Here is a 26,261-nt window from a genome sequence, read left to right as displayed (position 1 = left end):
AGAGTTAAATGGACAAGAAAAAAATATTTGTTTTATTACCTGATGGTGTTGGATTGAGGAATTTTGCTTACTCAGATTTTTATGAGTTAGGTTTAGAAAATGATTTTGATGTGGTTTTTTGGAACAATACACTATTTGATTTGTCAAGTTTAGAGTTCAAAGAAATTAAAATAAACAATTCAAAATCGCATCCATTAACGAGCATTTATAAAAATGCCAGAGCACAAATTGAATTAACTCTTTTTAATAAGAGAATGAAGGATAACGTTTTTAACTATTATCGTTTCCCTAATTCTTATACTACGATTCGCAGTTCGGTAAAAAATATTTTGATGCATACTTTAATTTTTACGCATACATCAACATACGGTTTGTCGCGAATTCGTAAAAAAGTTCAGCAAAAGGAACGAAAAACATTATACTATCAGCAAAGTTTAGAAACGCTGCAAAAAGAAAAACCAGCTATTGTTTTCTGTACCAATCAGCGACCAATGACGGCAATTGCTCCCGTTTTAGCTGCGCAGGATTTAGGGATTCCTACTGCAACGCTTATTTTTTCCTGGGATAATTTGCCAAAAGCTACAATGGTAATCGAAACAGATTATTATTTTGTATGGAGTGATTTAATGAAAAAAGAGTTACTCTTATATTATCCTTATATCCAGGAATCACAGATTTTTGTGACCGGAACTCCACAATTTGAGGCCCATTTTGATAAAAGAAAACTCATTTCAAGAGAAGATTTTTTTGAACAGCATAATCTGGATCTAAACAAAAAATACATTTGTTATTCAGGAGACGATATTACAACTTGTCCTGACGATCAAAAATATCTGGAAGATACTGCAATTGCGGTTAGAGAACTTAATAAAAAAGGAAACTCACTTGGAATCATCTTCAGACGATGTCCTGTTGATTTTTCAGGACGATATGATAAAGTATTGGAGGATTATAAAGATATAATTACTTCAATCGATCCGCTTTGGAAAAAAATAGGCGAAGGTTGGAATACCGTTTTACCAACTAAAGCTGATATTGATTTGCAAATGAATACCATTGCAAATACGGAAATGGTTGTCAATCTGGGATCTTCAATGGTTTTTGATTATGTGGCTCATTACAAAGCCTGTGCTTATGTTAATTATGATGTTGCAAATAAAAAAATTGCAGATTGGTCAGTGAAGAAAATCTACAAATTTGTTCATTTCCGTTCAATGCCAACTTCTAATGCCGTTTTATGGATAAATAGTCCGGAAAGTATTGCCGAAATTATAGAAAAAGGTCTCGTAAAAAATTCAGATGTAATTGAAAGTGCAAAGAAATGGTTCGAGATTATAACTCAAAAACCTCCACAAGAAGCATCCAAACGCATTTGGGAAGCAATTAAAATCATTATTTCTAAAGAATAATCTCTTTATTTGCATTTTTATAGCACTCCAAATTTTTTAATAAATTATGTTTTTTAACTCACTGGCTTTTGCCATTTTTTTGCCAATCGTTTTTTTATTGTATTGGTTTGTTTTTAATAAAACAAAAAGCACTCAAAATGCGCTGTTAATTGTTGCCAGTTATTATTTCTATTCTTGTTGGGATTGGAGATTTTTATTCCTCTTGGTTTTCTCTACTTTCTTGGATTACTATACCGGAATTCAAATTGAAAAAGGAAAAACAGAACGAAATAGAAAATTTTGGTTTTGGCTTAGCGTTTTGACCAACTTAGGATTTCTTGGAGTTTTCAAATACTATAATTTTTTCGCTTCATCATTCGCTGAACTATTAAATAATTTTGGCTTTAAAGCAAGTCCAATTTTACTGAACGTAATTCTTCCGGTTGGAATTTCATTTTATACCTTTCATGGATTATCTTATGTTATCGACATTTATTATAAACGAATAAAAGCCGAATACAATTTTGTAGATTATTCATTGTTCGTAAGTTACTTTCCGTTATTGGTTGCCGGTCCAATCGAGAGAGCGACACATTTATTGCCTCAGGTAAAAGTAAAAAGAGAATTTGACCTACAAATGGCTAAAGATGGCGTATGTCAAATCATTTGGGGATTAGTCAAAAAAGTCGTTATTGCAGATACTTGCGCCACTTATGCAAATGCAATTTTTGACCATTATACAGGTATGAATTCATTCTCTTTAATTTTGGGCGCAATTTATTTTGCCTTTCAGATTTATGGAGACTTTTCAGGATATTCAGATATCGCGCTTGGAGTTTCGAAACTATTTGGTTTAGATTTATTGAGAAACTTCAATTATCCATATTTTTCAAGAGACATTGCCGAGTTCTGGCGTCGTTGGCATATTTCGCTTTCTTCCTGGTTTAGAGATTATCTATATATTCCGCTTGGCGGAAGCAAAGGCGGACTTTGGATGAAAATCAGAAATACATTTATCATTTTTGTAGTAAGCGGTTTTTGGCACGGAGCAAACTGGACTTATCTCGCTTGGGGTTTCATAAATGCACTGTATTTTTTACCATTATTGTTGTCTAATAGTAATCGAAACAATATTGATTCAGTAAAAGTTTCCTGGAATTTCGATTCAGTAAAAGTGATATTAAGCATTCTTTCAACCTTTTTAATTACTTGTATTGGCTGGGTATTTTTTAGAGCAAAAACAATTACAGATGCAATTCTCTATCTAAAGCGAATTGTTACCAACCATGATTTTGGTTCTCAATACTTAGATAATGAACGTTACAATTATGAACTTTTGGCAATGATAGGTTTATTTGTTTTGGTTGAATGGAATAGCCGCACAAAAACAGAACCACTTTCAGGGAATAAGAGTACATTAAAAATAGCTTTGGCGATCATTGCAATCATGGCTTTTGGTACATTTTCGGATTATAAGGAATTTATATATTTTCAATTTTAATGAAGCGTTTTTTAATTTATATAGCTAAAATTTTTATAGTAACAATTTTAGTTGCAGTTGTTTTAGACGGAATTTATACCGCTATTTTTTTGCAGACAAAAAATAGAGGAAAAATCGAAGATGTTATTAATTCTAAACCTAAAAAGTATGATGTTATATTTTTAGGATCTTCTCGAGCTAATAATCATTTTGTTGCAAAAATGTTTGAAGATAAAGGATTAAAGTCCTTCAATTACGGAATGAGTGGCGGACATCTTTTTGAAGCTTCATTGCTTTTAAAACTTATGATCGAAAGAAAGTATGAAATAAAAAATGTCATTCTCGAGGCCGATTTAAATTTGTCCAGTCAACATGAAGCTGAAGGTATTTCAGCTTTGTATTTACCTTATATTCATAATTCTGAAACCATAAAAAGACATTTTTCCGACGAGGAAAATTTTAATGAATTGTATTATATTCCGTTTTACAGATATATTAAATACGATACTAAAATTGGATTTAGAGAAGCATTTTTTGCAGCGATTCACAAAAAGACCAATCAGTTGGATAATTTGGGATATCATCCATTAGAAAAGCACAAAAATGGCAACATGAAAAATAACATTGCAAATTTAAAACCTCTTCCTCATAATAAATACTATGAAGAGATTAAGAACATTTGCAAAGCCAATAATATTAATTTTATTCCGGTAATGACGCCAATGTGCGAAAATGTTGTTGGAATGAATTATTTTGATAAAGTGAAAAAAGCATATCCGGAAATTCATAATTACGAGAATGTAGTAGTCGAAAATAAATATTTCTCTTCTTGTGGACATATGACTGACGAAGGCGCAAAAATATTTACAGCGAGAATTCTAAAAGATTTTTTTAATAAATAAATGCATATATCATTTCTAACACCGGAGTATCCTCATGAAAAAGTTTTTCATGCGGCAGGTATTGGTACAAGCATTAAAAATCTTGCAGAAGCTTTAGCCAAAGAAGGAATAAAGGTTACGGTATTTGTTTATGGACAAAAAACGCAGGAAATTTTGATCGAAAATGAAATTGAAATTCACCTGATTAAAAATAAAAAGTTCCGTTTTTGTGGTTGGTTTTTTTATCGAAAATACATTGAGGAATATTGTAGTGCTATAATTAAGAAAGAAAAGATTGATCTTTTAGAAGTTATAGACTGGACAGGAATTTCGGCTTTCATGAATTTTAAAGTTCCAACTGTAATTCGTTTTCACGGAAGTGACGCTTATTTTTGCCATTTAGAAAATAGAAAGCAAAAAGCCAAAAATTTTTGGTTTGAGAAATTGGCAATAAAAGGAGCAAAAGTATTTATTGCCCCAACAGAATATGCGGGTAAAATCTCAAAGCAGCTTTTTGAAATAAGAAACAAGGAGATCACAACGATTTATAACGGCATAGAATTAGAAAATTTTCAGAATAATACTCCTGAAATATTCGAAAAAGAAACAATTTTATACATAGGAACTTTAATTAGAAAAAAAGGAGTTCTGGAATTACCAGAAATATTCCATAAAGTCCGAAATGTTTTGCCACAAGCAAAATTGATTTTAATTGGTGGCGATTCTTATGATATAAAAACAAACTCAAATTCGACTTGGGAATTAATGCAGAATCAATTCACGACCGATGATTTGAAAAATGTCAGTTATTTGGGTAAAATTCCTTATCACGAAATACAAAACCATATTAGAAACGCAAATGTTTGTGTTTTTCCAAGTTTTGCAGAAACCTTTGGAATGGTAACAATTGAAGCGATGGCATTGCAAAAAGCAGTTGTAAATAGCGATATTGGCTGGTCAAAAGAATTGATTATTGATCAGGAAAGTGGTTTTTTGGTACATCCTGAAAATCATGATTTGTATGCGGAGAGAATCATTGAATTATTGCAAAATGATTCGCTTTGTCTACAAATTGGAAAACATGCCAGAACCACAGTAGAAGAGAATTTTGACATCAATAAAATTGTCAAAAGAAATATAGAATTTTATCAGAAAACAATTAATCAAAATAAATAAAAAATGGTAATTGTTTATCATCAAAATAATAAAGTTGTTCAAGTTCAATATGACGGAAAGCATATTGATTTTGAAGAACTAAATATAATTCAAGCGTTATTTAAAATTGCAGATTCCTATTCTGATCAATTAATTATTTGGTGTCATATTGATTTGAAGGCAAATTTAAATCTTTCAAAACTTCAGGAAATTTTTCATCATAATAAAATAATGGCATCTTATAATGTTTCTGAGAGTAGCTTTCTATCTGAAGCAATTGGTTATGTTGATGGAGCGCCTTTTGTAAAAATTAATAAAGAAGTATGTTATCCAGCCTGGCAAATGAGCAATTCTGTAGGAGGTATTCATGCGTCGGTTTTATTGTCTTTCAAAAATAAAATTAAAGAGTCAGATGACTTTGACTATTTTTTGAATTCATTAGCAAAGTTAGCAATGCCGGCAGGTCTTTTGTGTTATTCTGAATCAGCATTTTTAAATGATTTTTCAGATAAAAAAGAGAATAACAAACAAAGCTTATTTGTCTTATTTAGATTTGTAAAACAACATTATAAAGTAAGCTGGATTTTTTTATTACTGCTCAATTTGTTTTTATATCAGAAAAAAATCGCCTTTTTGCCATTTATTACTAGTTTGTTTTATCGCAGAAGAGCAATTAATATTGACTTTCTAAATAATATTGAAGTTCAATCCTCAAAAAAAGTTTTAGAAAAAGGTACTGTAGATGTAATAATTCCAACAATTGGAAGAAAAAAGTACTTATATGATGTATTAAAAGATTTGGCAAAACAGACTCATTTACCCAAAAAAGTAATTGTAGTGGAACAAAATCCAAATCACGAAAGCACATCAGAACTTGATTATATTTCAGATGAAACTTGGCCATTTACAATTAAACATATTTTTACACATCAGGCTGGAGCTTGTAATGCAAGAAATTTAGCTTTGGCTGAAGTTGATAGCGAATGGGTTTTTCTTAATGATGATGACAATCGATTTGGAATCGACTTAATAGAAAAAACGCTTGAAAATTGTGTGAAATATGGTTCAGCGGTTTCAAGTAATTTTTATCCTCGGATTGATGAAAAAAGAAAAGTTGATCATGTAAATCAAGTGGATTTTTTTGGTTCTGGAAATAGTTTTATTACTAGTAATTTGCTTGATAAAGTCTCCTTTAGAATGGGTTTTGAATTTGGTTATGGAGAAGACAGTGATTTTGGAATGCAAATAAGAAATTCCGGAGTTGATGTTTTGTATTTCCCTAGTCCTGAAATTACGCATTTAAGTGCGCCAACAGGAGGATTTAGAACTAAACCGGTTTTAGCCTGGCAAAATGATGTTGTTCAGCCAAAACCATCACCTACAATAATGTTGTTCAATTTGTTGCATAAAACGCCAGAGCAAATTAATGGATATAAAACGACTTTGTTTTTTAAATTCTATAAAGTTCAAACGATTAAAAATCCAATTAGATATTATAGTAATTTTCAAAAACAATGGGTTCAGAGTTTATATTGGGCAAACGAATTAAAAAATAAGAAATGAAATTTTCCTTAATAGTTTGTACTTATTTAAGACCGAATCCATTAGTCGCATTATTGGAATCTGTTAATAATCAAGGCCTTTATCCTGACGAAATTTTGATTATTGATGGTTCCACAAATACCGAAACACAAGAGATTCTGCAGAATAATTCTTTTCAAAATTTAAAATATTTCCTGGTTCCAAAAGAGCATCGTGGTTTGACAAAACAACGTAATTTTGGAATTTCCAAGGTGTCTCAAAATACTGAAATAGTTTGCTTTTTGGATGATGATACAGTTTTAGAAAAAGATTATTTTGAGCAATTACTAAATACTTATAAAGTTTATCCAGAAGCATTAGGAGTTGGAGGATACATTTGTAACGAAACAAAATGGGATTATGTAGGAGATAATTATCAGCCTGCAAAAAATGAATTTTATTTTGACGGTTGGAAAAGAAAAGAAGGAACCCGATTTGTTTTAAGAAAAAAAATAGGATTAGATAGTGATTGCTTACCAGGATTTTCGCCTTCATTTTCTCATGCAAGAAGTGTTGCGTTTTTACCGCCAAGTGATAAAATATATGAAGCGGAGCTATTGATGGGTGGCGTGTCTTCGTTTAAAAAAGAGATATTAGATAAGTTTCAATTTTCTACTTATTTTGAAGGATATGGTTTGTACGAAGATGCCGATTTTTGTTTAAGAGTTGCAAAAACAGGAAAGTTGTTCCTCAACACCAAAGCAAAATTAAATCATTATCATGAAGCTTCGGGACGACCAAATCAGTATTTATATGGTAAGATGATAGTTAAAAATGGTTGGTATGTTTGGCGCGTTAAAAATCCAAATCCAGTCTTAAAAGACCGATTTAAATGGCATTCAATTACGGCACTTTTAACAATTCTTAGATTTAGCAATATATTTACGACTTCAAAACGAAAACAAGCTTTTACAGAAACAGCAGGAAGAGTTGTAGGTTGGTTTCAGATTTTAATAAAATAATAATGATAGAAAATATAATACATCCCGATTCTCATTCTAAATTAAAAGAGATAACTAATGATTTTTTTATTTTTGAAGATGAATCAAAACTAATTGTTCACGACGGTACTCCAATTTTATTTAGTGCCGAGTCTATTTTTAGCCAAGACGATATTATCAATTCAAAGAAAACAACACAAGATAGTTCACATCTGGACACTTCTAATTTTAAAAATTACATTAGAAGAAAACTGCTTCCGGCAATTTGTACTGATTTTGATATAGAAAAAAGATACGATGAACTTTATAAATTAGTTCCGGCTAATAGTAAAATGTTAATCGTTGGAGCTGGTGAGAAAATTGATTATTATAAAAATAAATTCCCTAACTGCGAGGTAATTACTTCTGATGTTCATAATCAATTTAAACCTGATTATGTTTTCGACGGTCATTTTATCCCGTTTAGTGACAATTCTTTTGATGTAGTTTTGGCGGCTCAGGTTATCGAGCATACAATGAATCCATGGAAATTTTGTTTAGAATTGCAAAGAGTTACAAAAGTTGGAGGCTTACTTCAAATAGAGGCGCCTCAGAGTTTTCCATATCATGCTCAACCTTACGATTTTTTTAGATTTACTTATACCGGATTTAGAAGTTTATTTGCTCAATGCGAAGTATTAAAAGTTGATATAACCGAAGGAAATGCTGCGAACATGGCAGTTACAATATCAAATTATTTTGTAAATCTAAGTTCAAAAAAAATAATTAGAAGCGGTTGGTTGTTTGTAACCAGAATATTATTTGGTTGGATGAAGTATTTGGACAAATTTCAAAAAACTCCAAATAGAAGGAATGTTTCTATGCCAAAAGGTTATGCTTTTAGATTTAAAAAAGATACGATTAAAAGAAGTTCAAAAGATTTACTAAAAGAGTTTTACAGTTTAGAGAAGTAAAACCTGTTATCAAATTAAATTTCAGTAATAAGAAAGCTTGTTTAATCAGCCAAAACACAATGATGTTTGTAATAAAAAAGAAGATTCAAAAAAAGCTTAAAGAATTTAAGCTGAACTATTCCTATGTTCGGTTTTATAATGATCAAAAACCAGTTATTTATCTGGATTTAAAGCATCGCACAAAAGTAAGAACATATCTAAATCTTTTTTTTAGAATTAGAGAGGTTTATGATCAGCCTATTGTTTTAAAATTTTCGGTTTTGCGAATGTTATTTCTGGCAAAGTGGTTTAATGAACTTGATTATATTTATTTTGAAAAGCCTTTTTCAAAGCTAAATAAATTGAAAACCTTCAGTCATTCAAAAAAAGCTGATTTTGCGGTCAATTTTAAGTATAAAAAAGTATATTCTTCAGATGATTATGTAGAAAATGTTTTGCCTTATATAATGCATCCAATTAATTATCTACAACCTGAAACTCAAATTTTGCCAAAAAATATTGGTATTTTGATGAGCGGAAATTTTGATGAAAAAATTTACAATACAAAAACCATCGAAGATAATTTTGGATTATTGAACAGATGGAAAATTTATCAGGAAGTTTTAAAACACGATAAGCTACTTTTAGTTACCGGAGATGAACTCGTAACAAAATTAAATTCGGGAATTTTTAATGAGAATCTGATTTTAATGAAATGGCAATCCGGAGCTATTCCGGCAGATAAATGGAGAACTTATTTATCATCTGCTCATTTTGTTTTTTGCGCGCCCGGAATGACGATGCCTATGTGTCATAATGTTTTAGAAGCCATGTCTGTAGGCGTAATTCCTATTTTGAATTATTCAAATTGGCTTAATCCTTCACTAGAAAACGGCGTCAATTGTTTAGTATATCAAGAAATATCAGATATTTTGCCGATTATAGACAAAGCACTTTCATTATCTCTTGAAGTAAAGAATGAGATGGCAAATAATGCTCTTAAATACTATCAGGAGTATTATGAGAATTATTCGTTTAATGAAAATACTGAATTAATAATTTTGAACGAAAATATAAATGACATTAAGTAAAACGGTTAATTATTTAAAAAATACATTAACCAAGAGTTATGCCGATTTATATTTTGTAAAAGTGTCTCAAAATAATATCTACTAAATCAATGAAGTTTGCAATAATCACACATGTAAATCATATTCAAAATGAAAATGAATATTTTGGTTATGCTCCTTATGTTCGTGAGATGAATATTTGGTTAAAATATGTTGATGAAGTAATTGTTGTAGGACCTTTGTCAAAAGGAAATCCAACGGCGATTGATTTAGCTTACAAACATCCTAAAATAGATTTCAGGCATGTATCTGAGTTTAGTTTTACAAGTTTAAAAAATAATCTGAAATCACTTTATAAATTACCAAGAATTTTTTGGACAGTTTTTGGAGCAATGAAAAAAGCAGATCACATTCATTTGCGCTGTCCCGGTAATGTAGGATTGGTTGGATGCTTTGTTCAGATTTTATTTCCAGGAAAAACAAAAACTGCTAAATATGCCGGTAATTGGGATCCTAAAAGTAAACAACCTTGGACTTATAAATTGCAAAAATATATTTTGAGTAATACCTTTTTGACTCAAAATATGCAGGTTTTGGTTTATGGAAATTGGGAAAATCAATCAAAAAATATAAAACCTTTTTTTACCGCAACTTACTCAGATATTGAGAAAACAAGTATTCAGAAATTGAATTTTGATTCAACGATAGAATTTATTTTTGTAGGTAGTTTGGTTGAAGGTAAAAATCCAATGTATGCTTTAAAATTAGTAGAACAACTGGTTAAAAAAGGAAATAAAGCTATTTTGAATTTTTATGGAGAAGGGATTCAAAGAGCTTCTTTAGAAAAATATACTATAGAAAATGATTTGCAGAACAATGTTTTTTTTAATGGAAATCAGAATAAAGAAACAGTAAAAATTGCTTATCAAAAAAGTCATTTTGTTATTTTGCCATCAAAAAGCGAAGGTTGGCCAAAAGCGATTGCCGAAGGAATGTTTTATGGATGTGTTCCAATTGCGACTTCGGTTTCATGCGTTCCTTTTATGTTAGAAAATGGAAATAGAGGAATTTTGCTCGAGATGAATTTAGAAAATGATTTGGCACAAATAGAAAATGTTATTAGAAATGAAGATAATTTCTTTTCTAAAAGTAAATTGTCTGCAGAATGGTCGCAAAATTATACAACCAACCTTTTTGAAACCGAAATTAAAAATATACTGAACAAATGAGAATTGTACAAATAATTGATTCTCTGGAATCTGGTGGAGCAGAGCGAATGGCCGTTAATTATGCGAATGCTTTGTCTAAAAAGATTTCGTTCTCCGGATTAGTTGCAACAAGAAAGGAAGGTTTACTCTTAGATCAGATTAATGAAGGAGTTTCTTATTTGTTTTTGAATAAAAAGAAAAAAGTAGATTTTCAGGCTATATTTCGATTAAGAAAATACCTTAAAGAAAATAAGATTGATGTTATACATGCTCATAGTTCTTCTTTTTTTATTACTGTTTTAGTGAAATTTACTTTTCCGAAAATAAAAATTATCTGGCATGATCATTATGGTATTTCACAAGATCTGAATGCCAGAAAAAGTTTAGGGTTAAAATTTGGATCTTTTCTTTTTAGCGGAATTATTTCAGTTAATATAGCATTGAAGAAATGGGCAGAGAATTATTTAAACTGCTCGAATATAATTTATCTTTCTAATTTTATTGAAGAGAAATCTCCTTCTGGCGATAAAATTCTCTTAAAAGGAATTGAAGGTAAAAGGATTATTTGCGTAGCTAATTTACGTCCTCAAAAAAATCATGAATTGCTCATAAACGCAGCACTTTCAATAAAAGAGAAATTTCAGGATTGGAGTTTTCATTTATTTGGTCACGATTTTCATGATTCATATTCAGAAATGTTGAATAAAAAAGTCAAGTATTTAAACCTTCAGGAAACGGTTTTCTTTTATGGAGCAGTAAATAATGTTGCTTCTGCTTTAGAGCAATGTGATATTGCCGTTTTGTCTTCGACTTCAGAAGGACTTCCATTATCCGTTTTAGAATACGGATTTCACAAATTGCCCGTTGTAGCAACAAACGTTGGAGATATTTCTAAGATTATTACTTCTCAAAAAGAAGGATTGCTTGTAGAATCTAACGATTTGACGCAATTTACTCAATCGATTCAAAAACTAATTGAGAATGAAAATTATAGAATTGAAATGGGATTAGAATTAAATAAAGCGGTAAAACTAAATTTTAGCGAAGAGTCTATTATGAAAAACTATGCTTCATGGTTGAATTCTTTGATTACTTTTGTCGCTTAAATATTTCCCATAATCAATGAAAGACTCTAAAGTATCATATAATCTTCTTCTTTTAATTCATGCAGCAATTGCTTTAGCAGTTTTTGTGGTACCATTTTTCTCAAAATTATATGCACTTCTGATTCCTGTTGTAGGTTTTTTTATTGTTATAAGAAGTAAGAATAAAAACCATGAAGTTTTGTTGGTAGCGGCTTATATGGTTGGTGTCGAGGTTTTTTTGCGTATGACAGAAGGTAATTTTAATAATGAGTTCGTAAAAATTTCTGTTATATTTTTCATGTTTTTGGGTATGTTGTATAGTAATTTTTCAACAAACGCGATTATTTATTTATTTTTTCTGCTTTTATTACTTCCCGCCATTTTGGTTACAACCAATAACTTAGAATTTGATTTTGATGTTAGAAAGGTTTTAATTTTTAATTTATCGGGACCGGTCTGTTTAGTCTTTAGTGCTTTGTATATGTTCAAGCGACGGATTTTATTCTCGGACTTGCAGCGTATTTTGGTCGTAATGGGATTACCAATTGTTACTACTACAATTTATTTATTTATATATAATCCCAGTGTTAAAGAGGTGGTGACAGGAACACAATCTAATTTTGAAACCTCAGGCGGATTTGGACCAAATCAAGTTTCTACAATTTTAGGATTAGGGATTTTTATTTTTTTTACACAGTTAGTTTTGTTTTCAAAGACAAAATTCGAGATGCTTTTAAACGGTGGTCTGCTTGTGTTCATAAGCTATAGAGGTATTGTGACTTTTTCCCGTGGTGGTGTTATTACTGCTGTTTTTATGGTTGTAAGTCTTTTGTTTCTATTATATTATTTCTCAAATGAAAAAGGGAAAAGTAAGTTTACCTGGGTTTTTATTATGACTGGTTTAATGGCAGTTGGTATTTGGACCTATAGTTCACTCCAGACAAGTGGTTTAATTAATAAACGATATGCTAATGAAGATCGTTTAGGAAGAGTAAAAAAGGATCGTTTGGGAGGAAGAGAAGAAATTATGGATGCTGAGATCAAGCTTTTTATAGATAACCCTATTTTAGGAGTTGGTGCGGGATTGAGTAAATACAAAAGGGTTGAAATCTTAGGAGGAGAGGTCGCATCACATAATGAAATAACGAGAATGTTAAGTGAACATGGTTTGTTTGGTATTTTTGGACTTTTAATACTTTTTGTAACGCCATTTGTGCTATATCTTAATAATAAACAACATCTGTACTTTTTATCATTCTATATTTTTTGGCTATTAACTATAAATCATGCTGCAATGCGTATTGCGGCGCCTGCTTTTTTATATGGTATGACACTTCTTTTTGTTCAGGTAAAAATTCCTGAAAAAGCAGAAAATTCGGTCGAGTAAGTTTTCTTTTTTATAATATATTTGCCTCAGTTTAATGCCCCTAAACAAATAAAATATATGCGTTCAAATAAAAAAATGCACTTCGAAATTTCAGAAAGAAAAGTTTTGCTTCGTGTCTGTGATGGCTTTTTTGTTTTGTCAGTTTTGTACTTGTTAAGTTTGATATTTGATTATCATTATTTTGTTTTAGATAGTGATAACTTCTTTAGACCGGTTTTGCTTATTTGCTATATCAATTTTTTTGGAACTATCTTCGAAATGTATAATTTGCAAGTTGCGAGCAATCAATTTCAAATTCTGCGAAGTGTTGTTCTTGCCACTACAACAGCAGCTTTAGTTTATTTATTTACACCTATTTTATCTCCTGAACTTCCTAAGCAGCGATTGATCGTATTGATTTTTTATTTTTCGATACTGACAGTCTTATTATTATGGCGTTTCTTTTATGCCATTTTTTTAGCATCACAACGTTTTTCTCAAAACGTAGTTTTAATTTGTGATCAGGATCAGGTAGAAGGATTAGTTTCAGGACTCGAAAACGTAGATCCCCATTATAAGATTATTGGGTTTGTAAATTCAGATTCAATTTCCGAAGAAAATCTAAACTTTCATTATGTAAAAGAAGTTAAAAAGAGCGATCTAGAATCTTTTGTAAGCAAAAATAATGTTTCAGAGATTGTTATTGCTTCCCAAAAAACAGATGGAATTACTGCTGATTTATACCAACAATTACTTCATTTATTAGAATCAGGAAATATAATTAGAGAATACACACAAGTTTATGAAAGTAAAACACAGCGTATTCCGGTTCATTATATCTCTCGGGATTTCTATCGCTTTTTCCCTTTTAGCAGAAGCAATAATAATAAGTTATATCTATCACTAGTTAGGCTTTTTGAATTTTCTCTATCTTTTATTGGTTTGTTAATTTGCGCTGTTTTTATTCCTCTAATTTTTATTGGAAATATAATTGGTAATAAAGGAAGCTTGTTTTATACCCAAGAACGCGTGGGAAAAAACGGAATTGTTTTTAAAATTTATAAGTTTAGAACAATGGTCGAAAATTCTGAAGCAGGCGGAATTGTTTTTGCAACTTCAAATGATAAACGCGTAACTCCATTTGGAAAGTTTATGCGTAAGTCAAGAATAGATGAATTACCACAATTTATCAATATTCTAAAAGGCGATATGGCCGTTATTGGTCCAAGACCCGAAAGACCATTTTTTGTTGATGAAATTGCGCAAATAATGCCTTTTTATGAAACAAGACATGTTATAAAACCAGGATTAACCGGTTGGGCACAAGTAAACTATTCTTATGGAGAATCTATTGATGAAAGTTTAATAAAACTTCAATATGATTTATACTATATCAAACATCGAAGTGTTTTTCTGGATTTAAGTATCACTTTCAAAACCATTACAACCGTTTTATTCTATCGAGGACAATAGTTTAGATAATAATTGGAATACGTTTTTTATTTCGAATTGCAACTCTTGTCAAAACAAATCCGCTTGTAATTATCATTGGTAAAGTAATAAAGAAGTGCGCTTTGTTGACTAATAAAATGATGTAAATTGCTAGAAACATTAAATGTAAAACGGCAAATCTATAAGTCCATCTTTTGTTTTTTAAAACTGAAAAAAGAAGTAAAACCAATAAAAGTGGGCTAAATAAAAGTACATTATAATTCATCGCCAGTTCCAAGTGAAAAGAATAAAATCCCATAACAACAAAAAATATTCCCACAAAAGATAAAATCAAAAGATAGATTTTATCTACTATTCTGTTATGCGCTAAAACAATAAAAGCAAGAATAATGAGATAAGTATAAATGTTATTCCACCATGAACTTGGTGTTTCTTTTTCAAAACTAAGGAATGTTTTGCTTTTGTTTACCAAAGGATGATTCTGAAAAGTCGTTTTTTCTAAACTGTTTTTCAATTCAAATGGTAAAAATATTTTGGTTCCTAATTGGTCTACTTTAGTTCCAAAAATCAGACTTGTTCCTAATTGATCATAAAAATGTCCATCAAAATAAGGAAACAAAATAGAACGATAAGTAATATCCGTTTCTCCTTTTTTTGTAATTACTGTTCCTCCCAAAGTTTTATTGATAATGTCGACAACCATTGAAGTGCAGTTTTTATCAATAAATTTATACGTATAATAGCGATCTTCAGAAAGTAATGTCGTGTTTAAATTATCGAAAAGCTTTTGTTTTAAATCCTGCGGAATAATTAATTCTTGTTCGAAAACACTTCTTTTTTCATTCGTATATTCATTAATGAAATCTGGAAATGGATGAACAACTACAAAATATTGTAAGTCACCTTTGGCAAACTTCATTACAAAATTTGGCGTTGAAAAATCAAAAGCACCATAATTGTAAACAAGGTCAATATTGTTTACAGGATCAGCAACACGAATTGCAGTGTGACCAAAATAAGAATAAGTTTCGTTGCCTAATCCACAAGTGATAACGCTAATTTTGGCATCTTTCGATAAAGGGATATTTTGGCTAAAACCAATAAAACTTAGTAATAATAGTAAAATAAAAAGTGTTTTTTTGAAAATGACATTTTTCATAATTTAAAATTTTAAGAAGTTTAATGATTAGTAAATATTATCTAAAGATACCTAAATCTACCTTTAATGAAAAAATATTTGAGTACAAAGCTGTACTTTGATTACCCAAATCAGTCAGCGCATAATCAACCTGAATGCCTTTGTATTTAAAACCTAGTCCAATATTTGGTTGAAAATTTACTTTTTCGGTATTGTCCAGTTGTGTCACATTCTGGAAATTTCCTGCTCCGGCTCTCAAAAAAACAAGATCAGTATATCCAAATTCAAAACCAACTGCAGGATCAATACTTACTGCTTTGGTTGATATTATATCATTAGTTCGCTCAAAACGCATATTCAAATTTGTAGCAACTAATAGACTGTAATCATCGTGGAAATCAAATCTTTTTGAAACTCCTAATTGCGCTTTTGGCAAAGTTATTTCAGTACTTTCCGGTAATTCATTGTTTTCACCAGGAATAGCGTTGGCAATTTTTGCATATTCTTTCTCGTCAATATTCCAGACATTGTATGTAGTTGTAATATCACGAAGCATCAATCCAAATTTCCAGTCATTTCGTTCAAACTGCAATCCAACGTCGAAACCAAAACCCCATGAATTAGCAAATTTCCCGATAATTCGTCTGATAACTTTTGCATTTACACCATATTGAAATCCTTCTACCGGAAGTTTTCTGGCATATGAAAAAGTGAAACCATAATCAGCTGTTGAGAATAAGCTAATTCGGTTATAATCGATGTTTCCCTGATTATCGATCAATTGCGTAGTATCCATAATATCATCCACACCAAAACGAATCATCGAAATTCCCCAGGCACTTCTATCATCAATAGGACTTGCATAACCTATATAATCGTATTGCGCGATATTGGCAAAATAATTGGCGTGCATTAAAGAGATTTGATGGTCTTCAAGATTCGTTAAACCTGCGGGATTCCAATAAACAGAGTTTACATCATTTGTAGAAGCAACAACAGCGCTTGACATTGCCAATGCGGCAGCATCAACACCAATATTCATAAATTCATTCGAATATTTTCGAACGGTTTGCCCATATTGTACTGTGCACGTGCTAAATAATAAAAACGCAAGGATTTTCTTCAACGGATCTTTTTTTGCAAACCGAAGTCTGTTTTAATTTTTACCAAAAATATAATATTTTACTCAGGAAAATTATTCCTTTTGATAAATATTGCGAAAGAATCATTTTACCGGATAAGCTTTTTACCATAGAAGAGATCGTATTCAAAATTTAGTAACAATTTTTATTACCAATACTAACAATGTTATTTATTTTATGCGAAATTTGTCGTTTGAAATTAAAACTATAAATCATGAATATTAAAAAACACATTCCTAACTTAATTACATTAATAAACCTTTTTTGTGGCTGTATTGCAGTTGTTTTTATTTCGGAAGCTAATTATGAAATGGCTTTTTATATGGTTTGTTTGGGAATCTTTTTTGATTTTTTTGATGGTTTTTTCGCCAGATTATTCAAAGTTTCAAGTCCGCTTGGATTACAACTTGATTCATTGGCAGACATGGTAACCAGTGGTGTTGCGCCAGGTTATGTTATGTATAGTTTGTTTACAAACAGCGCGCACGAATTAGGAACAAATCCTGCGATTCCGTTTTTAGGATTTATCATAACTTTAGGATCTTGTTACCGATTAGCAAATTTTAATATTGATACACGTCAAACTGATTCTTTCATAGGTTTGCCAACTCCGGCAAATGCTCTTTTTATATTGAGTTTGCCTTTGGTTTTAAAATTTTCTGATTCTTTAATGGTATTAGAAATACTTACCAATCAATGGGTTTTACTTGCAATCACATTATGCAGCGCTTATATTTTGAATGCTGAAATCCCTTTGTTTGCTTTAAAAATCAAAAAGTTTACGGTAAAAGACAATGTACTTCAAATTGTGTTTTTATTGATTTCATTACTATTGGTATTGACGCTTCAATATATTGCAATTCCTTTGATCATCATTTTTTATGTGTTATTATCAGTGATGAATAATTTGTTTTTGAAAAAGTAGTTTTATTTGAATGGCAAGAAAAACGACCACACGTAGAACTTCTTATTCCAGAAAAGCTAAACCTCAAAGGTCATTTTTAGCAACAGGACTTCGCTTCATTATTTATTGCTTTTTAATAGTGCTTTTCTTTGCATCAATCTATCATTATCGTGATGGATTGAAATATTATCTTGGTTTTAAATCAAGCAAAGTTTTAGATGAAGATGAGGTTGATAAACACCTTTCGGATGTTCGAAATATTCGGGTTCTTGAGAATCACAAAGGAAAAGTAGTCGGTATTGATGTTTCAGAATTTCAAGGAACCGTAGAATGGGATGAAGTTGAGGTTTTAGACGAAAAATATCCTGTAAAATTTGTCTTTGTTCGCGCAACGGCAGGAAATGATCGAGTTGACAGGCAGTTTAAGAAAAATTGGGAAGGAGCAAAAGAGCATAAAATTATGCGAGGTGCTTATCATTATTATCGTCCAAATGAAAATTCTATTGAGCAGGCAAATCTTTTTATCAAAACAGTAAAATTGCAAAAAGGAGATTTACCGCCTGTTTTAGATATTGAAAAATTGCCAAAGAATCAACCTTTAGACAGTTTGAAAAAAGGATTAAAACGTTGGTTAAATAAAGTTGAAGCGCATTATCAAGTGCGTCCAATTATTTATACAGGCGAACGTTATTATGATGATTTTTTGAAAGAAGAATTTGGAGAATATTTATTCTGGATTGCCAACTATAATTTTTACAGAGAAAAAATTGAACCAGATTGGCTTTTTTGGCAATTTACAGAGAAAGCTTCTTTGCCGGGAATTAAACACAGAGTAGATGTGAATATATATAACGGAGATTTAGAGCAATTGCAATTTATAACCGTTGAATAAAGTTTTCAGTATTCAGTCGCAGTTTTCAGTAATCAGTAAATACTGGAAGCTGCGACTGATTATTTTTATTTAATTTGTGTCAAAGTATAAATGAAGAAAAGAAAAGCAATAGTTATTAAAATAGCTTTTGTATTTCCGAAGTTTATGGTAAATCCTGCCCATTTCATTTTTTTTGGAACAAACATTCTTCTGTCTTCCTTGTTATAATAAAACATTCCTAAATGCCAATTATTAGGATCTTTGTGCCAGTTATTATAATCTTCCTGTGTTGGTTTTTGTGGAATCATTTGAGAAATTTATGAAAATATACTTTGTAAAAGAAAAATGGTAAAAAGTAACTAATATTTTACTTTTTACCATTTACATATATCGAATTAAAATTCAAGTTTCTTTTTACGTAATTCGAAGTTTTGTCCAAGATAAACACGGCGAACCATTTCATCTTCAACTAATTCTTCCGGAACTCCGGCTTTCAGAATTCCTCCTTCAAACATTAAGTATGTTTTATCGGTAATAGCTAAAGTTTCCTGAACGTTGTGATCGGTAATTAAAATTCCGATGTTTTTGTTTTTTAACTGCGCTACAATTCTTTGAATATCTTCAACTGCAACAGGGTCAACTCCCGCAAAAGGTTCATCTAATAAAATGAACTTTGGATCAGTTGCTAATGCACGTGCAATTTCAGTACGACGACGTTCACCTCCCGAAAGTAAATCTCCACGGTTGGTACGAATATGTTCTAAACTAAATTCTTCGATTAAACTTTCCATTTTAGCAATTTGTGCTTCTTTTGAAAGTTTAGTCAATTGCAAAACACTTAGAATATTATCTTCAATGCTTAATTTTCTAAAAACAGAAGCTTCTTGTGCTAAGTAACCAATTCCTTGTTGTGCACGTTTGTACATAGGATAATCAGTAATATTTAAATCATCTAAATAAATATTTCCTGAATTAGGTTTTACCAATCCAACAATCATGTAGAATGAAGTTGTTTTTCCAGCACCATTTGGACCCAAAAGTCCCACGATTTCCCCTTGATTTACCTCAACAGAAATTCCTTTTACAACGCTACGACCTTTATAGGTTTTGATTAAATTATCGGCTCTTAGCTTCATTTAGTTCAATTAGATAATTAGATAATTAGAAAATGAGATAATTAAAAAACTAACTCAAATTCAATTTTATGATTTATTTGAAAAGCAAAATAAATGTAAAATAATCAATTCGGTAAATCAATTAACAAATTATTGCGTTTCAAAATTTAGAATTTGTACTTCAGAATTAAACAATTAGAACATTTCAAGAAATTATCTAATTATCAAATTACCACATTTTCTAATTTGCAGCTTCTTCTTCCAAAGCTTCCCAAAATTCGTAAGCTCTTCTTAAATGCGGAATTACAATTGTTCCTCCAACCAAAGTTGCGATTCCCATTGCTTCCATCATTTCTTCTTTGGTAACACCTTCTTTATGGCTGGTTTCTAAGTGATATTTTACACAATCATCACAACGTAAAACCGCCGAAGCTACTAATCCTAAAAGTTCTTTTGTCTTTACATCAAGCGCTCCGGGAGCATATGCATTCGTGTCAAGATTAAAAATTCGCTTAACAATTTTGTTATTGTCAGCTAATAATTTTTCGTTCATTTTAGAACGGTAGTCGTTAAATTCTTGTATGATATCAGACATTTTCTTTCATTTTATTTCTATAAACAACCTTCGAAATCAGAATACTCACTTCGTAGATAAGTAACATTGGTATTGCTACAATAGTTTGACTTACTACATCTGGAGGAGTTACGATTGCAGCGATAACCAAGATGATTACTACGGCATATTTCCAATATTTTCTTAAGAAAAGAGGCGTTACTAATCCTAATTTAGTTAAGAAATAAATTGCAATTGGTAATTCAAAAAACACAGCACTTCCAAGAATACTTGTTTTTACCATTCCCATATAAGAGTCAAGTGTAAATTGGTTTTTTACAACATCACTCACAGAGAAAGTGGCAACGAAATTTACCGACATTGGAATTACAACATAATAACCAAATAATACTCCTAAGAAGAAAAGTAAAGAGGAAACGAAGATAAATACTTTTGCATTTTTACGCTCTTTCTCATATAATGCCGGGCTGATAAATTTCCAGATTTCCCATAAAATATAAGGAAAACTTAAAATGAATCCGGCCAAAAGACACATCCAGACGAATATGTTTACCTGACCTTCCATTTCTGTATTCTGAATAATAAAATTCAGTTCAGTAATACAAATACTGTCAGCAAATCCTAATTGATGTGATAAATCACAAAACCAGCGATAAGTAAAAAATGTTGGTCTTATTGGACCTAAAATAATTTGATCAAATAGATAATCACTAATAAAATAAGTGAAAAATGCCATGATGCAAATTGCAATTGTACTCCTAACTAATAACCATCTTAATTCTTCAAGATGGTCTAAAAATGACATCTCGCCAAGGTTTTTTTTTGCCATTATACGATTCCTTCTTTTAAAATGTCATGTAAATGTAATACTCCTTTGTACTCGCCGTTGTCTGAGACAATCAGTTGTGTTATTGAAAAATCTTCTAAAATATTCAAGGCGTCAACCGCCATAGTTTCTGAAGATACAAACTTAGGGTTTTTCGACATAATATCTTTTGCTGTTAAGTCTGCAATAGTATCTACGTCATTTAGCATTCTTCGGATGTCTCCGTCAGTAATAATTCCGATAATTTTATCATTTTCGATAACGGCTGTTACGCCTAATCTTTTTTCTGAGATTTCAAAAATTACCTTTTTTACCGAAGTTTCCGGAGTAACTTGAGGTTTTAATGAATGCTCGATCATATCTTTTACACGAAGCAATAGTTTTTTTCCTAAAGCGCCGCCAGGATGATAAACTGCAAAATCTTCAGGTTTAAAATCACGCATTTCCATTAAACAAACTGCAAGTGCGTCACCCATTACAAGTTGTGCTGTAGTACTGTTTGTTGGCGCTAAATTTATTGGGCAAGCTTCTATTTCAACCGTTGTGTTCAAAACATAATCAGAACCTTTGGCTAAAGCCGAAGTAATATTTCCGGTAATCGCAATTAAAATATTTCCAAAACGTTTTAATAAAGGTACTAAAACTTTTATTTCGGGACTATTTCCGCTTTTTGAAATACAAATAATGATGTCTTCTTTTTGTATCATTCCTAAATCTCCATGAATAGCTTCTGAAGCATGTAGAAACATAGAAGGTGTTCCTGTTGAGTTAAAAGTAGCAACCATTTTTTGAGCAATAATGGCGCTTTTTCCAATGCCTGTAACGATCAATCGGCCTTTGGTTTCATAAATACGTTGTGTTGCTTCGTAAAAATTTTCGTCCAAAAAATCAATTAACTTTGTAATTGCTTCACTTTCAGAGAGTATGGTTTTTTTGGCGATAGCCAATATATTTTCTTTTGTGATCAAAACAGAATATTTAAAATTTGTATGTATAAAAGAAAGTTGTATCTTTATGTGTTGCAAATTTATACAAAATATCCATTAATATAAAGAATGAATTCAAACGAAATTGAAATACACAAGGAATTAAAGAAGTATTTCGGCTTTAGCCAATTTAAGGGCTTGCAGGAGCAAGTCATTACGAGTATTTTAGATAAAAAGAATACTTTTGTAATTATGCCAACAGGCGGTGGAAAGTCTCTTTGTTATCAATTACCCGCTTTAATTCAGGACGGAACAGCTATTGTTGTTTCTCCTTTAATTGCTTTGATGAAAAATCAAGTTGATGCTATTCGAAGCCTTTCTTCAGAAAACGGAATTGCGCATGTGCTAAATTCCTCTCTTACCAAAACAGAAATTGCGCAAGTAAAAAAAGACATCACTTCTGGTTTAACTAAACTTTTGTATGTTGCACCAGAATCTTTGACTAAAGAAGAATATGTGGCCTTTTTGCAAAGCGTGCCAATTTCATTTGTAGCGATTGATGAAGCACATTGTATTTCAGAATGGGGCCATGATTTTAGGCCTGAATACCGAAATCTGAAAAATATAATTAAGCAATTAGGTAAAGTGCCAATTATTGGACTTACCGCAACTGCGACCCCAAAAGTTCAGGAAGATATTCTGAAAAACCTTGATATGTCTGATGCAAATACTTTTAAAGCATCATTCAACAGACCGAACTTATACTACGAAGTTCGCACAAAAACTAAAAATATTGAGTCGGATATTATTCGATTTATCAAACAACATAAAGGCAAATCGGGAATTATTTACTGCTTAAGCCGTAAAAAAGTAGAATCGATTGCCGAAGTTTTGCAAGTTAACGGAATAAGCGCCGTTCCTTATCATGCAGGTTTAGATGCTAAAACCCGCGCCAAACATCAGGATATGTTCCTGATGGAAGACGTAGATGTGGTTGTAGCAACAATTGCTTTCGGAATGGGAATCGACAAACCAGACGTTCGTTTTGTAATTCATCATGATATTCCAAAATCACTCGAAAGTTATTATCAGGAAACTGGTCGTGCCGGACGTGATGGAGGCGAAGGACATTGTCTGGCTTACTACTCCTATAAAGATGTAGAAAAGTTAGAGAAATTTATGTCCGGAAAACCAGTTGCTGAACAGGAAATTGGTTTTGCTTTATTGCAGGAAGTTGTGGCTTACGCCGAAACCTCAATGTCGCGTAGAAAATTCTTATTGCACTATTTTGGTGAAGAATTCGATAGTGAAACTGGCGAAGGTGCAGATATGGACGACAACGTTCGCAATCCTAAAACAAGAATTGAAGCCAAAGAACAAGTCGTTAAATTGTTGGAAATCGTTCGCGATACCAAACATATTTATAAATCAAAAGAAATTGTATTTACATTAATTGGTCGTATAAACGCTGTAATTAAAGCGCATAAAACAGATACGCAATCCTTTTTTGGATCAGGTTCAGATCATGACGAGAAATATTGGATGGCATTACTTCGACAAGTTTTAGTTGCAGGTTATTTGTCTAAAGATATTGAGACTTATGGAGTAGTGAAAATCACCAAAGAAGGTTTGAATTTCATTAAAAAACCAGAATCTTTCATGATGTCTGAAGACCATGAATACAATGAAACTGAAGATGAAGCAATCGTAACAGCATCAAAATCATCAGGTACTGCCGATGAAGTTTTAATGGGAATGTTGCGTGAACTTCGTAAAAAAGTAGCCAAAAAACTAGGAGTTCCTCCATTTGTTGTTTTTCAGGATCCTTCACTTGAAGATATGGCGCTAAAATATCCAATGACTTTAACAGAGTTATACAATATTCACGGAGTTGGAGAAGGTAAAGCTAAGAAGTACGGAGGAGAATTTGTTGCTTTAATCAGTCGTTATGTAGAAGATAATGATATTATTCGTCCAGACGATCTTGTAGTGAAATCTACAGGAGTAAATTCTGCCAATAAATTATATATCATTCAAAATATAGATAGAAAGTTATCATTGAATGATATTGCTTCTGCAAAAGGGTTGTCTATGGATGCCTTAATTAAAGAAATGGAGCAAATCGTTTATTCAGGTACAAAACTGAATATTAAATATTGGGTTGATGATATGCTTGACGATGATCAGCAAGAAGAAATTCACGATTATTTCATGGAATCAGAATCAGATAAAATCGAAGATGCACTTAAAGAATTTGATGGTGATTATGATATTGATGAATTACGCTTAATGCGAATTAAATTTATTAGCGAAGTAGCGAACTAGAATATTTATGAAGTTTTTAAAAGCTCTTGTTGTCTTTTTTGTATTAATATCAACCAAGTCGTTTGCAACCGCTCAGGTTCCGGATTATTTGATTATTGATAAAGATACTTTACGAATTCAGTCAAATCCTTTGCAAGAATATTTTAAGATACATCCCATGCCAGGAAATTTAACAACTACCGTTTCGACTGGAAATTGGAGAGGTTATATTGCCTTTTTTAAATTTCTGGATGGAAAGCTGGTTGTTGAAAATATATACAAGGAAAATTATAAAGAGAATGGTAAAGGTGAAACAGATTTTTTCATGACGTCTATCTATAAAGATGTTTTTGGAGAGAAATCTAATTTTGAATGCAATTTTTATTCCGGGTTGTTGATATGTGCTTCAGGAAATATAGTTGAATATGTTCATATGGGTTATAGTTCTCTTTATGAAAATTATAATCTTATAGAAATAAAAAACGGAATCAATATTAAGTCGAAAAAATTTACGACAAAGGAATTTCAGAAATTTAAAATTGATTATTTCAAGTATTATAAAAGAACTGAGGAATATAAACTTCAAGTTAAACAATTTAAAGACGAAACAGTTGGTGAAGGAGAAATAGGTATGTCGAATTCTAGTTTCCTGATTGGAAATCCTGGTATTGGAAAAGAAAATCAGTCTTTAAAGAAAAAAGAAGCTGAGTTTAGGGCAGATAAGCAAATCGATTCTTTTATGTTTGCTTTTCTATCTGATTATATGAAGACAATAGAAATCCCAACTAATTAATATTTATGAAAAAAGTATCTCCATTTTTTAAAATAATTACTTTAATAGTAATAGTAATTTCAATTTTTAGTTTTTCAATCGATAAAAAAGATAACGATGCTAAGTTAGTTGGTATTTGGAAAGGCTTTGAAAAAGACGCACAAATAGAAGGTGTTGAAAAACATTGGATACAACAAAGATTTGCAGATGGAACATATGTAATAATGTTTACAGCAAAGGAAGATTGCGAAATTCAGACTCTTACTGAAAAAGGAAAATGGTGGACAGAAGATGGTAAGTTCTATGAAGCAGCATCAAGCACCAAAGATATAGATGTTTATTCTTATAAAGTAAACGGTGAAGAATCTGTAGAATTTAAAAGTATCAAGCTTACAGGAAAAGATAATAATACCTATATATTTAGTGATTATAAACTTGATTTAAAATAACAGAATTCAAGATTTCAATAAAAAAGTCCAAATTCCAATTGCTGTAAAAGGTTGGAGTTTGGACTTTTTTTATTGAAATTCCTCAAATAATGGGGATTTATTCTTCATATATTTCCCCACGATGCGGTTTCAAAGCATCTCGTACTTGGATCATATTTTCATCGGTTACAACCATAAAAGCAATAGCTTGCATTTCGTTTATGATTTTAAAACCCGTAATATTCAGCGGAAGTTTTTCTATCGCGATATATTCTTTTAGATGAATTTCATGATGTTCGGCTGTTTTTGCAGAAGCCGGACCACGAAAATCCCAAATCAATTTTATTTTTCTAGACATTTTTTTTAAAGGTGCAAAGGTTGAGAGTGGCAAAGGTACAAAGGTTAGTTTGAAAAAAAAGGTTTTGAGGATCTGAGTTTTTTTCTGTAGAGGCGCACAGCAGTGCGTCTAACTGTTCTTAAAAGAAATCATTTTAATCCAAAGTAATCTGTGGCTTAAAATGAATATTAAAGATTTTACGAAGAAGAGAAAAGTTGCTGCGTAATTAACCGCAAAGTGCGCTAAGATTTAATTTTTCTTTACGAATAGAAAACATAAAGTTCGCAAAGCTATATCAACAGAAAGCTTTGTGAACTTTGCGTTTTTGTAAAATCATACTTTAAAAAAACTTAGCGCACTTTGCGGTTAATTATATAAAGTCATT

The 26,261-nt window shown here is 31.1% G+C and carries 25 protein-coding genes; 17 read left to right on the top strand and 8 right to left on the bottom strand.

The annotated features are described in order from the left end of the window. The first annotated feature begins 8 nt into the window (after positions 1-8). From WN975_RS15650 to WN975_RS15595, 12 genes are all read left to right on the top strand, one after another. Positions 9-1,409 (top strand): UDP-glycosyltransferase, encoded by a 1,401-nt coding sequence (locus WN975_RS15650; protein ID WP_337967345.1) that lies wholly within the window; start codon positions 9-11, stop codon positions 1,407-1,409. Between the two features lie 46 nt (positions 1,410-1,455). Then, entirely contained in the window at positions 1,456-2,889 is a 1,434-nt protein-coding gene (locus tag WN975_RS15645; protein ID WP_337967344.1) for an MBOAT family O-acyltransferase, read from the top strand. After that, entirely contained in the window at positions 2,889-3,770 is an 882-nt protein-coding gene (locus tag WN975_RS15640) for a hypothetical protein (RefSeq protein ID WP_337967343.1), read from the top strand. The genes WN975_RS15645 and WN975_RS15640 overlap by 1 nt, the downstream gene beginning before the upstream one ends. Next, positions 3,771-4,925, top strand: coding sequence for a glycosyltransferase family 4 protein (locus WN975_RS15635; RefSeq protein ID WP_337967342.1), 1,155 nt, complete (start codon positions 3,771-3,773; stop codon positions 4,923-4,925). A gap of 3 nt (positions 4,926-4,928) precedes the next feature. Next, complete coding sequence (locus tag WN975_RS15630; protein WP_337967341.1) at positions 4,929-6,467, top strand: glycosyltransferase family A protein; 1,539 nt, start codon at positions 4,929-4,931, stop codon at positions 6,465-6,467. Further along, positions 6,464-7,447, top strand: coding sequence for a glycosyltransferase family 2 protein (locus tag WN975_RS15625; RefSeq protein WP_337967340.1), 984 nt, complete (start codon positions 6,464-6,466; stop codon positions 7,445-7,447). The genes WN975_RS15630 and WN975_RS15625 overlap by 4 nt, the downstream gene beginning before the upstream one ends. A 2-nt stretch (positions 7,448-7,449) precedes the next feature. Next, positions 7,450-8,379 (top strand): class I SAM-dependent methyltransferase, encoded by a 930-nt coding sequence (locus tag WN975_RS15620; RefSeq protein ID WP_337967339.1) that lies wholly within the window; start codon positions 7,450-7,452, stop codon positions 8,377-8,379. A 59-nt stretch (positions 8,380-8,438) separates the two neighbouring features. Continuing rightward, positions 8,439-9,449: an ATPase gene (locus WN975_RS15615; protein WP_337967338.1), complete on the top strand. Its 1,011-nt coding sequence runs from the start codon at positions 8,439-8,441 to the stop codon at positions 9,447-9,449. 89 nt (positions 9,450-9,538) lie between these two features. After that, positions 9,539-10,657, top strand: a complete 1,119-nt coding sequence (locus tag WN975_RS15610; protein WP_337967337.1) for a glycosyltransferase — start codon at positions 9,539-9,541, stop codon at positions 10,655-10,657. Next, positions 10,654-11,742 (top strand): glycosyltransferase, encoded by a 1,089-nt coding sequence (locus WN975_RS15605; RefSeq protein ID WP_337967336.1) that lies wholly within the window; start codon positions 10,654-10,656, stop codon positions 11,740-11,742. Before WN975_RS15610 ends, WN975_RS15605 begins: the two co-directional genes overlap by 4 nt. A gap of 16 nt (positions 11,743-11,758) precedes the next feature. Next, positions 11,759-13,108: an O-antigen ligase family protein gene (locus tag WN975_RS15600; protein ID WP_337967335.1), complete on the top strand. Its 1,350-nt coding sequence runs from the start codon at positions 11,759-11,761 to the stop codon at positions 13,106-13,108. A 57-nt stretch (positions 13,109-13,165) separates the two neighbouring features. Further along, entirely contained in the window at positions 13,166-14,560 is a 1,395-nt protein-coding gene (locus tag WN975_RS15595; protein WP_337967334.1) for a sugar transferase, read from the top strand. 1 nt (position 14,561) lies between these two features. Here the strand turns inward: WN975_RS15595 and WN975_RS15590 are convergent, their stop codons facing one another. After that, complete coding sequence (locus tag WN975_RS15590; RefSeq protein ID WP_337967333.1) at positions 14,562-15,698, bottom strand: DUF4105 domain-containing protein; 1,137 nt, start codon at positions 15,696-15,698, stop codon at positions 14,562-14,564. A gap of 37 nt (positions 15,699-15,735) precedes the next feature. Then, positions 15,736-16,719 carry a PorV/PorQ family protein gene (locus tag WN975_RS15585; RefSeq protein ID WP_337968999.1) on the bottom strand — a complete coding sequence of 328 codons (984 nt, stop codon included), beginning with the start codon at positions 16,717-16,719 and terminating at the stop codon, positions 15,736-15,738. 314 nt (positions 16,720-17,033) lie between these two features. Here WN975_RS15585 and WN975_RS15580 point away from each other — a divergent pair, with 314 nt between their 5' ends. Together WN975_RS15580 and WN975_RS15575 are read left to right on the top strand one after the other, a co-directional pair. Next, entirely contained in the window at positions 17,034-17,744 is a 711-nt protein-coding gene (locus WN975_RS15580) for a CDP-alcohol phosphatidyltransferase family protein (protein ID WP_337967332.1), read from the top strand. Positions 17,745-17,754: 10 nt separating this feature from the next. Further along, the gene (locus tag WN975_RS15575; protein ID WP_337967331.1) at positions 17,755-18,615 is read left to right on the top strand and encodes a glycoside hydrolase family 25 protein; all 861 of its coding nucleotides are present in this window, start codon (positions 17,755-17,757) and stop codon (positions 18,613-18,615) included. 65 nt (positions 18,616-18,680) lie between these two features. On the opposite strand, the gene WN975_RS15570 is transcribed toward WN975_RS15575, so the two are convergent. The 5 genes from WN975_RS15570 to WN975_RS15550 form a co-directional block, all read right to left on the bottom strand. Further along, positions 18,681-18,902: a DUF5808 domain-containing protein gene (locus tag WN975_RS15570; RefSeq protein ID WP_337967330.1), complete on the bottom strand. Its 222-nt coding sequence runs from the start codon at positions 18,900-18,902 to the stop codon at positions 18,681-18,683. A gap of 87 nt (positions 18,903-18,989) precedes the next feature. After that, the gene (lptB, locus tag WN975_RS15565) at positions 18,990-19,730 is read right to left on the bottom strand and encodes an LPS export ABC transporter ATP-binding protein (RefSeq protein ID WP_017494919.1); all 741 of its coding nucleotides are present in this window, start codon (positions 19,728-19,730) and stop codon (positions 18,990-18,992) included. Positions 19,731-19,950: 220 nt separating this feature from the next. After that, the gene (locus tag WN975_RS15560) at positions 19,951-20,304 is read right to left on the bottom strand and encodes a carboxymuconolactone decarboxylase family protein (RefSeq protein WP_007803834.1); all 354 of its coding nucleotides are present in this window, start codon (positions 20,302-20,304) and stop codon (positions 19,951-19,953) included. Further along, a complete protein-coding gene (gene tatC, locus WN975_RS15555; RefSeq protein ID WP_337967329.1) occupies positions 20,297-21,112 on the bottom strand; it encodes a twin-arginine translocase subunit TatC in 816 nt (271 codons plus the stop codon). Before tatC ends, WN975_RS15560 begins: the two co-directional genes overlap by 8 nt. After that, entirely contained in the window at positions 21,112-22,077 is a 966-nt protein-coding gene (locus WN975_RS15550; protein WP_337967328.1) for a KpsF/GutQ family sugar-phosphate isomerase, read from the bottom strand. The genes tatC and WN975_RS15550 overlap by 1 nt, the downstream gene beginning before the upstream one ends. An 87-nt stretch (positions 22,078-22,164) precedes the next feature. On the opposite strand from WN975_RS15550, the gene recQ reads away from it, so the two are divergent. From recQ to WN975_RS15535, 3 genes are read left to right on the top strand one after another with little or no spacing between them, the layout of a single operon-like run. After that, on the top strand, positions 22,165-24,360 hold the full coding sequence (gene recQ / locus WN975_RS15545; protein WP_337967327.1) for a DNA helicase RecQ: 2,196 nt from the start codon (positions 22,165-22,167) through the stop codon (positions 24,358-24,360). 7 nt (positions 24,361-24,367) lie between these two features. After that, positions 24,368-25,132, top strand: a complete 765-nt coding sequence (locus WN975_RS15540) for a hypothetical protein (RefSeq protein WP_337967326.1) — start codon at positions 24,368-24,370, stop codon at positions 25,130-25,132. 5 nt (positions 25,133-25,137) lie between these two features. Beyond that, positions 25,138-25,560 carry a hypothetical protein gene (locus WN975_RS15535; RefSeq protein WP_337967325.1) on the top strand — a complete coding sequence of 141 codons (423 nt, stop codon included), beginning with the start codon at positions 25,138-25,140 and terminating at the stop codon, positions 25,558-25,560. Between the two features lie 97 nt (positions 25,561-25,657). Here the strand turns inward: WN975_RS15535 and WN975_RS15530 are convergent, their stop codons facing one another. Then, positions 25,658-25,897, bottom strand: coding sequence for a hypothetical protein (locus WN975_RS15530; RefSeq protein WP_099709466.1), 240 nt, complete (start codon positions 25,895-25,897; stop codon positions 25,658-25,660). Positions 25,898-26,261 lie beyond the last annotated feature (364 nt).

The sequence above is a fragment of the uncultured Flavobacterium sp. genome (assembly GCF_951805225.1).
GTDB lineage: Bacteria > Bacteroidota > Bacteroidia > Flavobacteriales > Flavobacteriaceae > Flavobacterium.
This window is presented reverse-complemented; position numbering and strand designations above follow the sequence as displayed.

Bases quoted from the DNA above. Each gene is read 5' to 3' on its own strand.
- WN975_RS15650 (WP_337967345.1), top strand. From the start codon at position 9: ATGGACAAGAAAAAAATATTTGTTTTATTACCTGATGGTGTTGGATTG.
- WN975_RS15645 (WP_337967344.1), top strand. From the start codon at position 1,456: ATGTTTTTTAACTCACTGGCTTTTGCCATTTTTTTGCCAATCGTTTTT.
- WN975_RS15640 (WP_337967343.1), top strand. From the start codon at position 2,889: ATGAAGCGTTTTTTAATTTATATAGCTAAAATTTTTATAGTAACAATT.
- WN975_RS15635 (WP_337967342.1), top strand. From the start codon at position 3,771: ATGCATATATCATTTCTAACACCGGAGTATCCTCATGAAAAAGTTTTT.
- WN975_RS15630 (WP_337967341.1), top strand. From the start codon at position 4,929: ATGGTAATTGTTTATCATCAAAATAATAAAGTTGTTCAAGTTCAATAT.
- WN975_RS15625 (WP_337967340.1), top strand. From the start codon at position 6,464: ATGAAATTTTCCTTAATAGTTTGTACTTATTTAAGACCGAATCCATTA.
- WN975_RS15620 (WP_337967339.1), top strand. From the start codon at position 7,450: ATGATAGAAAATATAATACATCCCGATTCTCATTCTAAATTAAAAGAG.
- WN975_RS15615 (WP_337967338.1), top strand. From the start codon at position 8,439: ATGATGTTTGTAATAAAAAAGAAGATTCAAAAAAAGCTTAAAGAATTT.
- WN975_RS15610 (WP_337967337.1), top strand. From the start codon at position 9,539: ATGAAGTTTGCAATAATCACACATGTAAATCATATTCAAAATGAAAAT.
- WN975_RS15605 (WP_337967336.1), top strand. From the start codon at position 10,654: ATGAGAATTGTACAAATAATTGATTCTCTGGAATCTGGTGGAGCAGAG.
- WN975_RS15600 (WP_337967335.1), top strand. From the start codon at position 11,759: ATGAAAGACTCTAAAGTATCATATAATCTTCTTCTTTTAATTCATGCA.
- WN975_RS15595 (WP_337967334.1), top strand. From the start codon at position 13,166: ATGCGTTCAAATAAAAAAATGCACTTCGAAATTTCAGAAAGAAAAGTT.
- WN975_RS15590 (WP_337967333.1), bottom strand. From the start codon at position 15,698: ATGAAAAATGTCATTTTCAAAAAAACACTTTTTATTTTACTATTATTA.
- WN975_RS15585 (WP_337968999.1), bottom strand. From the start codon at position 16,719: ATGAATATTGGTGTTGATGCTGCCGCATTGGCAATGTCAAGCGCTGTT.
- WN975_RS15580 (WP_337967332.1), top strand. From the start codon at position 17,034: ATGAATATTAAAAAACACATTCCTAACTTAATTACATTAATAAACCTT.
- WN975_RS15575 (WP_337967331.1), top strand. From the start codon at position 17,755: ATGGCAAGAAAAACGACCACACGTAGAACTTCTTATTCCAGAAAAGCT.
- WN975_RS15570 (WP_337967330.1), bottom strand. From the start codon at position 18,902: ATGATTCCACAAAAACCAACACAGGAAGATTATAATAACTGGCACAAA.
- lptB (WP_017494919.1), bottom strand. From the start codon at position 19,730: ATGAAGCTAAGAGCCGATAATTTAATCAAAACCTATAAAGGTCGTAGC.
- WN975_RS15560 (WP_007803834.1), bottom strand. From the start codon at position 20,304: ATGTCTGATATCATACAAGAATTTAACGACTACCGTTCTAAAATGAAC.
- tatC (WP_337967329.1), bottom strand. From the start codon at position 21,112: ATGGCAAAAAAAAACCTTGGCGAGATGTCATTTTTAGACCATCTTGAA.
- recQ (WP_337967327.1), top strand. From the start codon at position 22,165: ATGAATTCAAACGAAATTGAAATACACAAGGAATTAAAGAAGTATTTC.
- WN975_RS15540 (WP_337967326.1), top strand. From the start codon at position 24,368: ATGAAGTTTTTAAAAGCTCTTGTTGTCTTTTTTGTATTAATATCAACC.
- WN975_RS15535 (WP_337967325.1), top strand. From the start codon at position 25,138: ATGAAAAAAGTATCTCCATTTTTTAAAATAATTACTTTAATAGTAATA.
- WN975_RS15530 (WP_099709466.1), bottom strand. From the start codon at position 25,897: ATGTCTAGAAAAATAAAATTGATTTGGGATTTTCGTGGTCCGGCTTCT.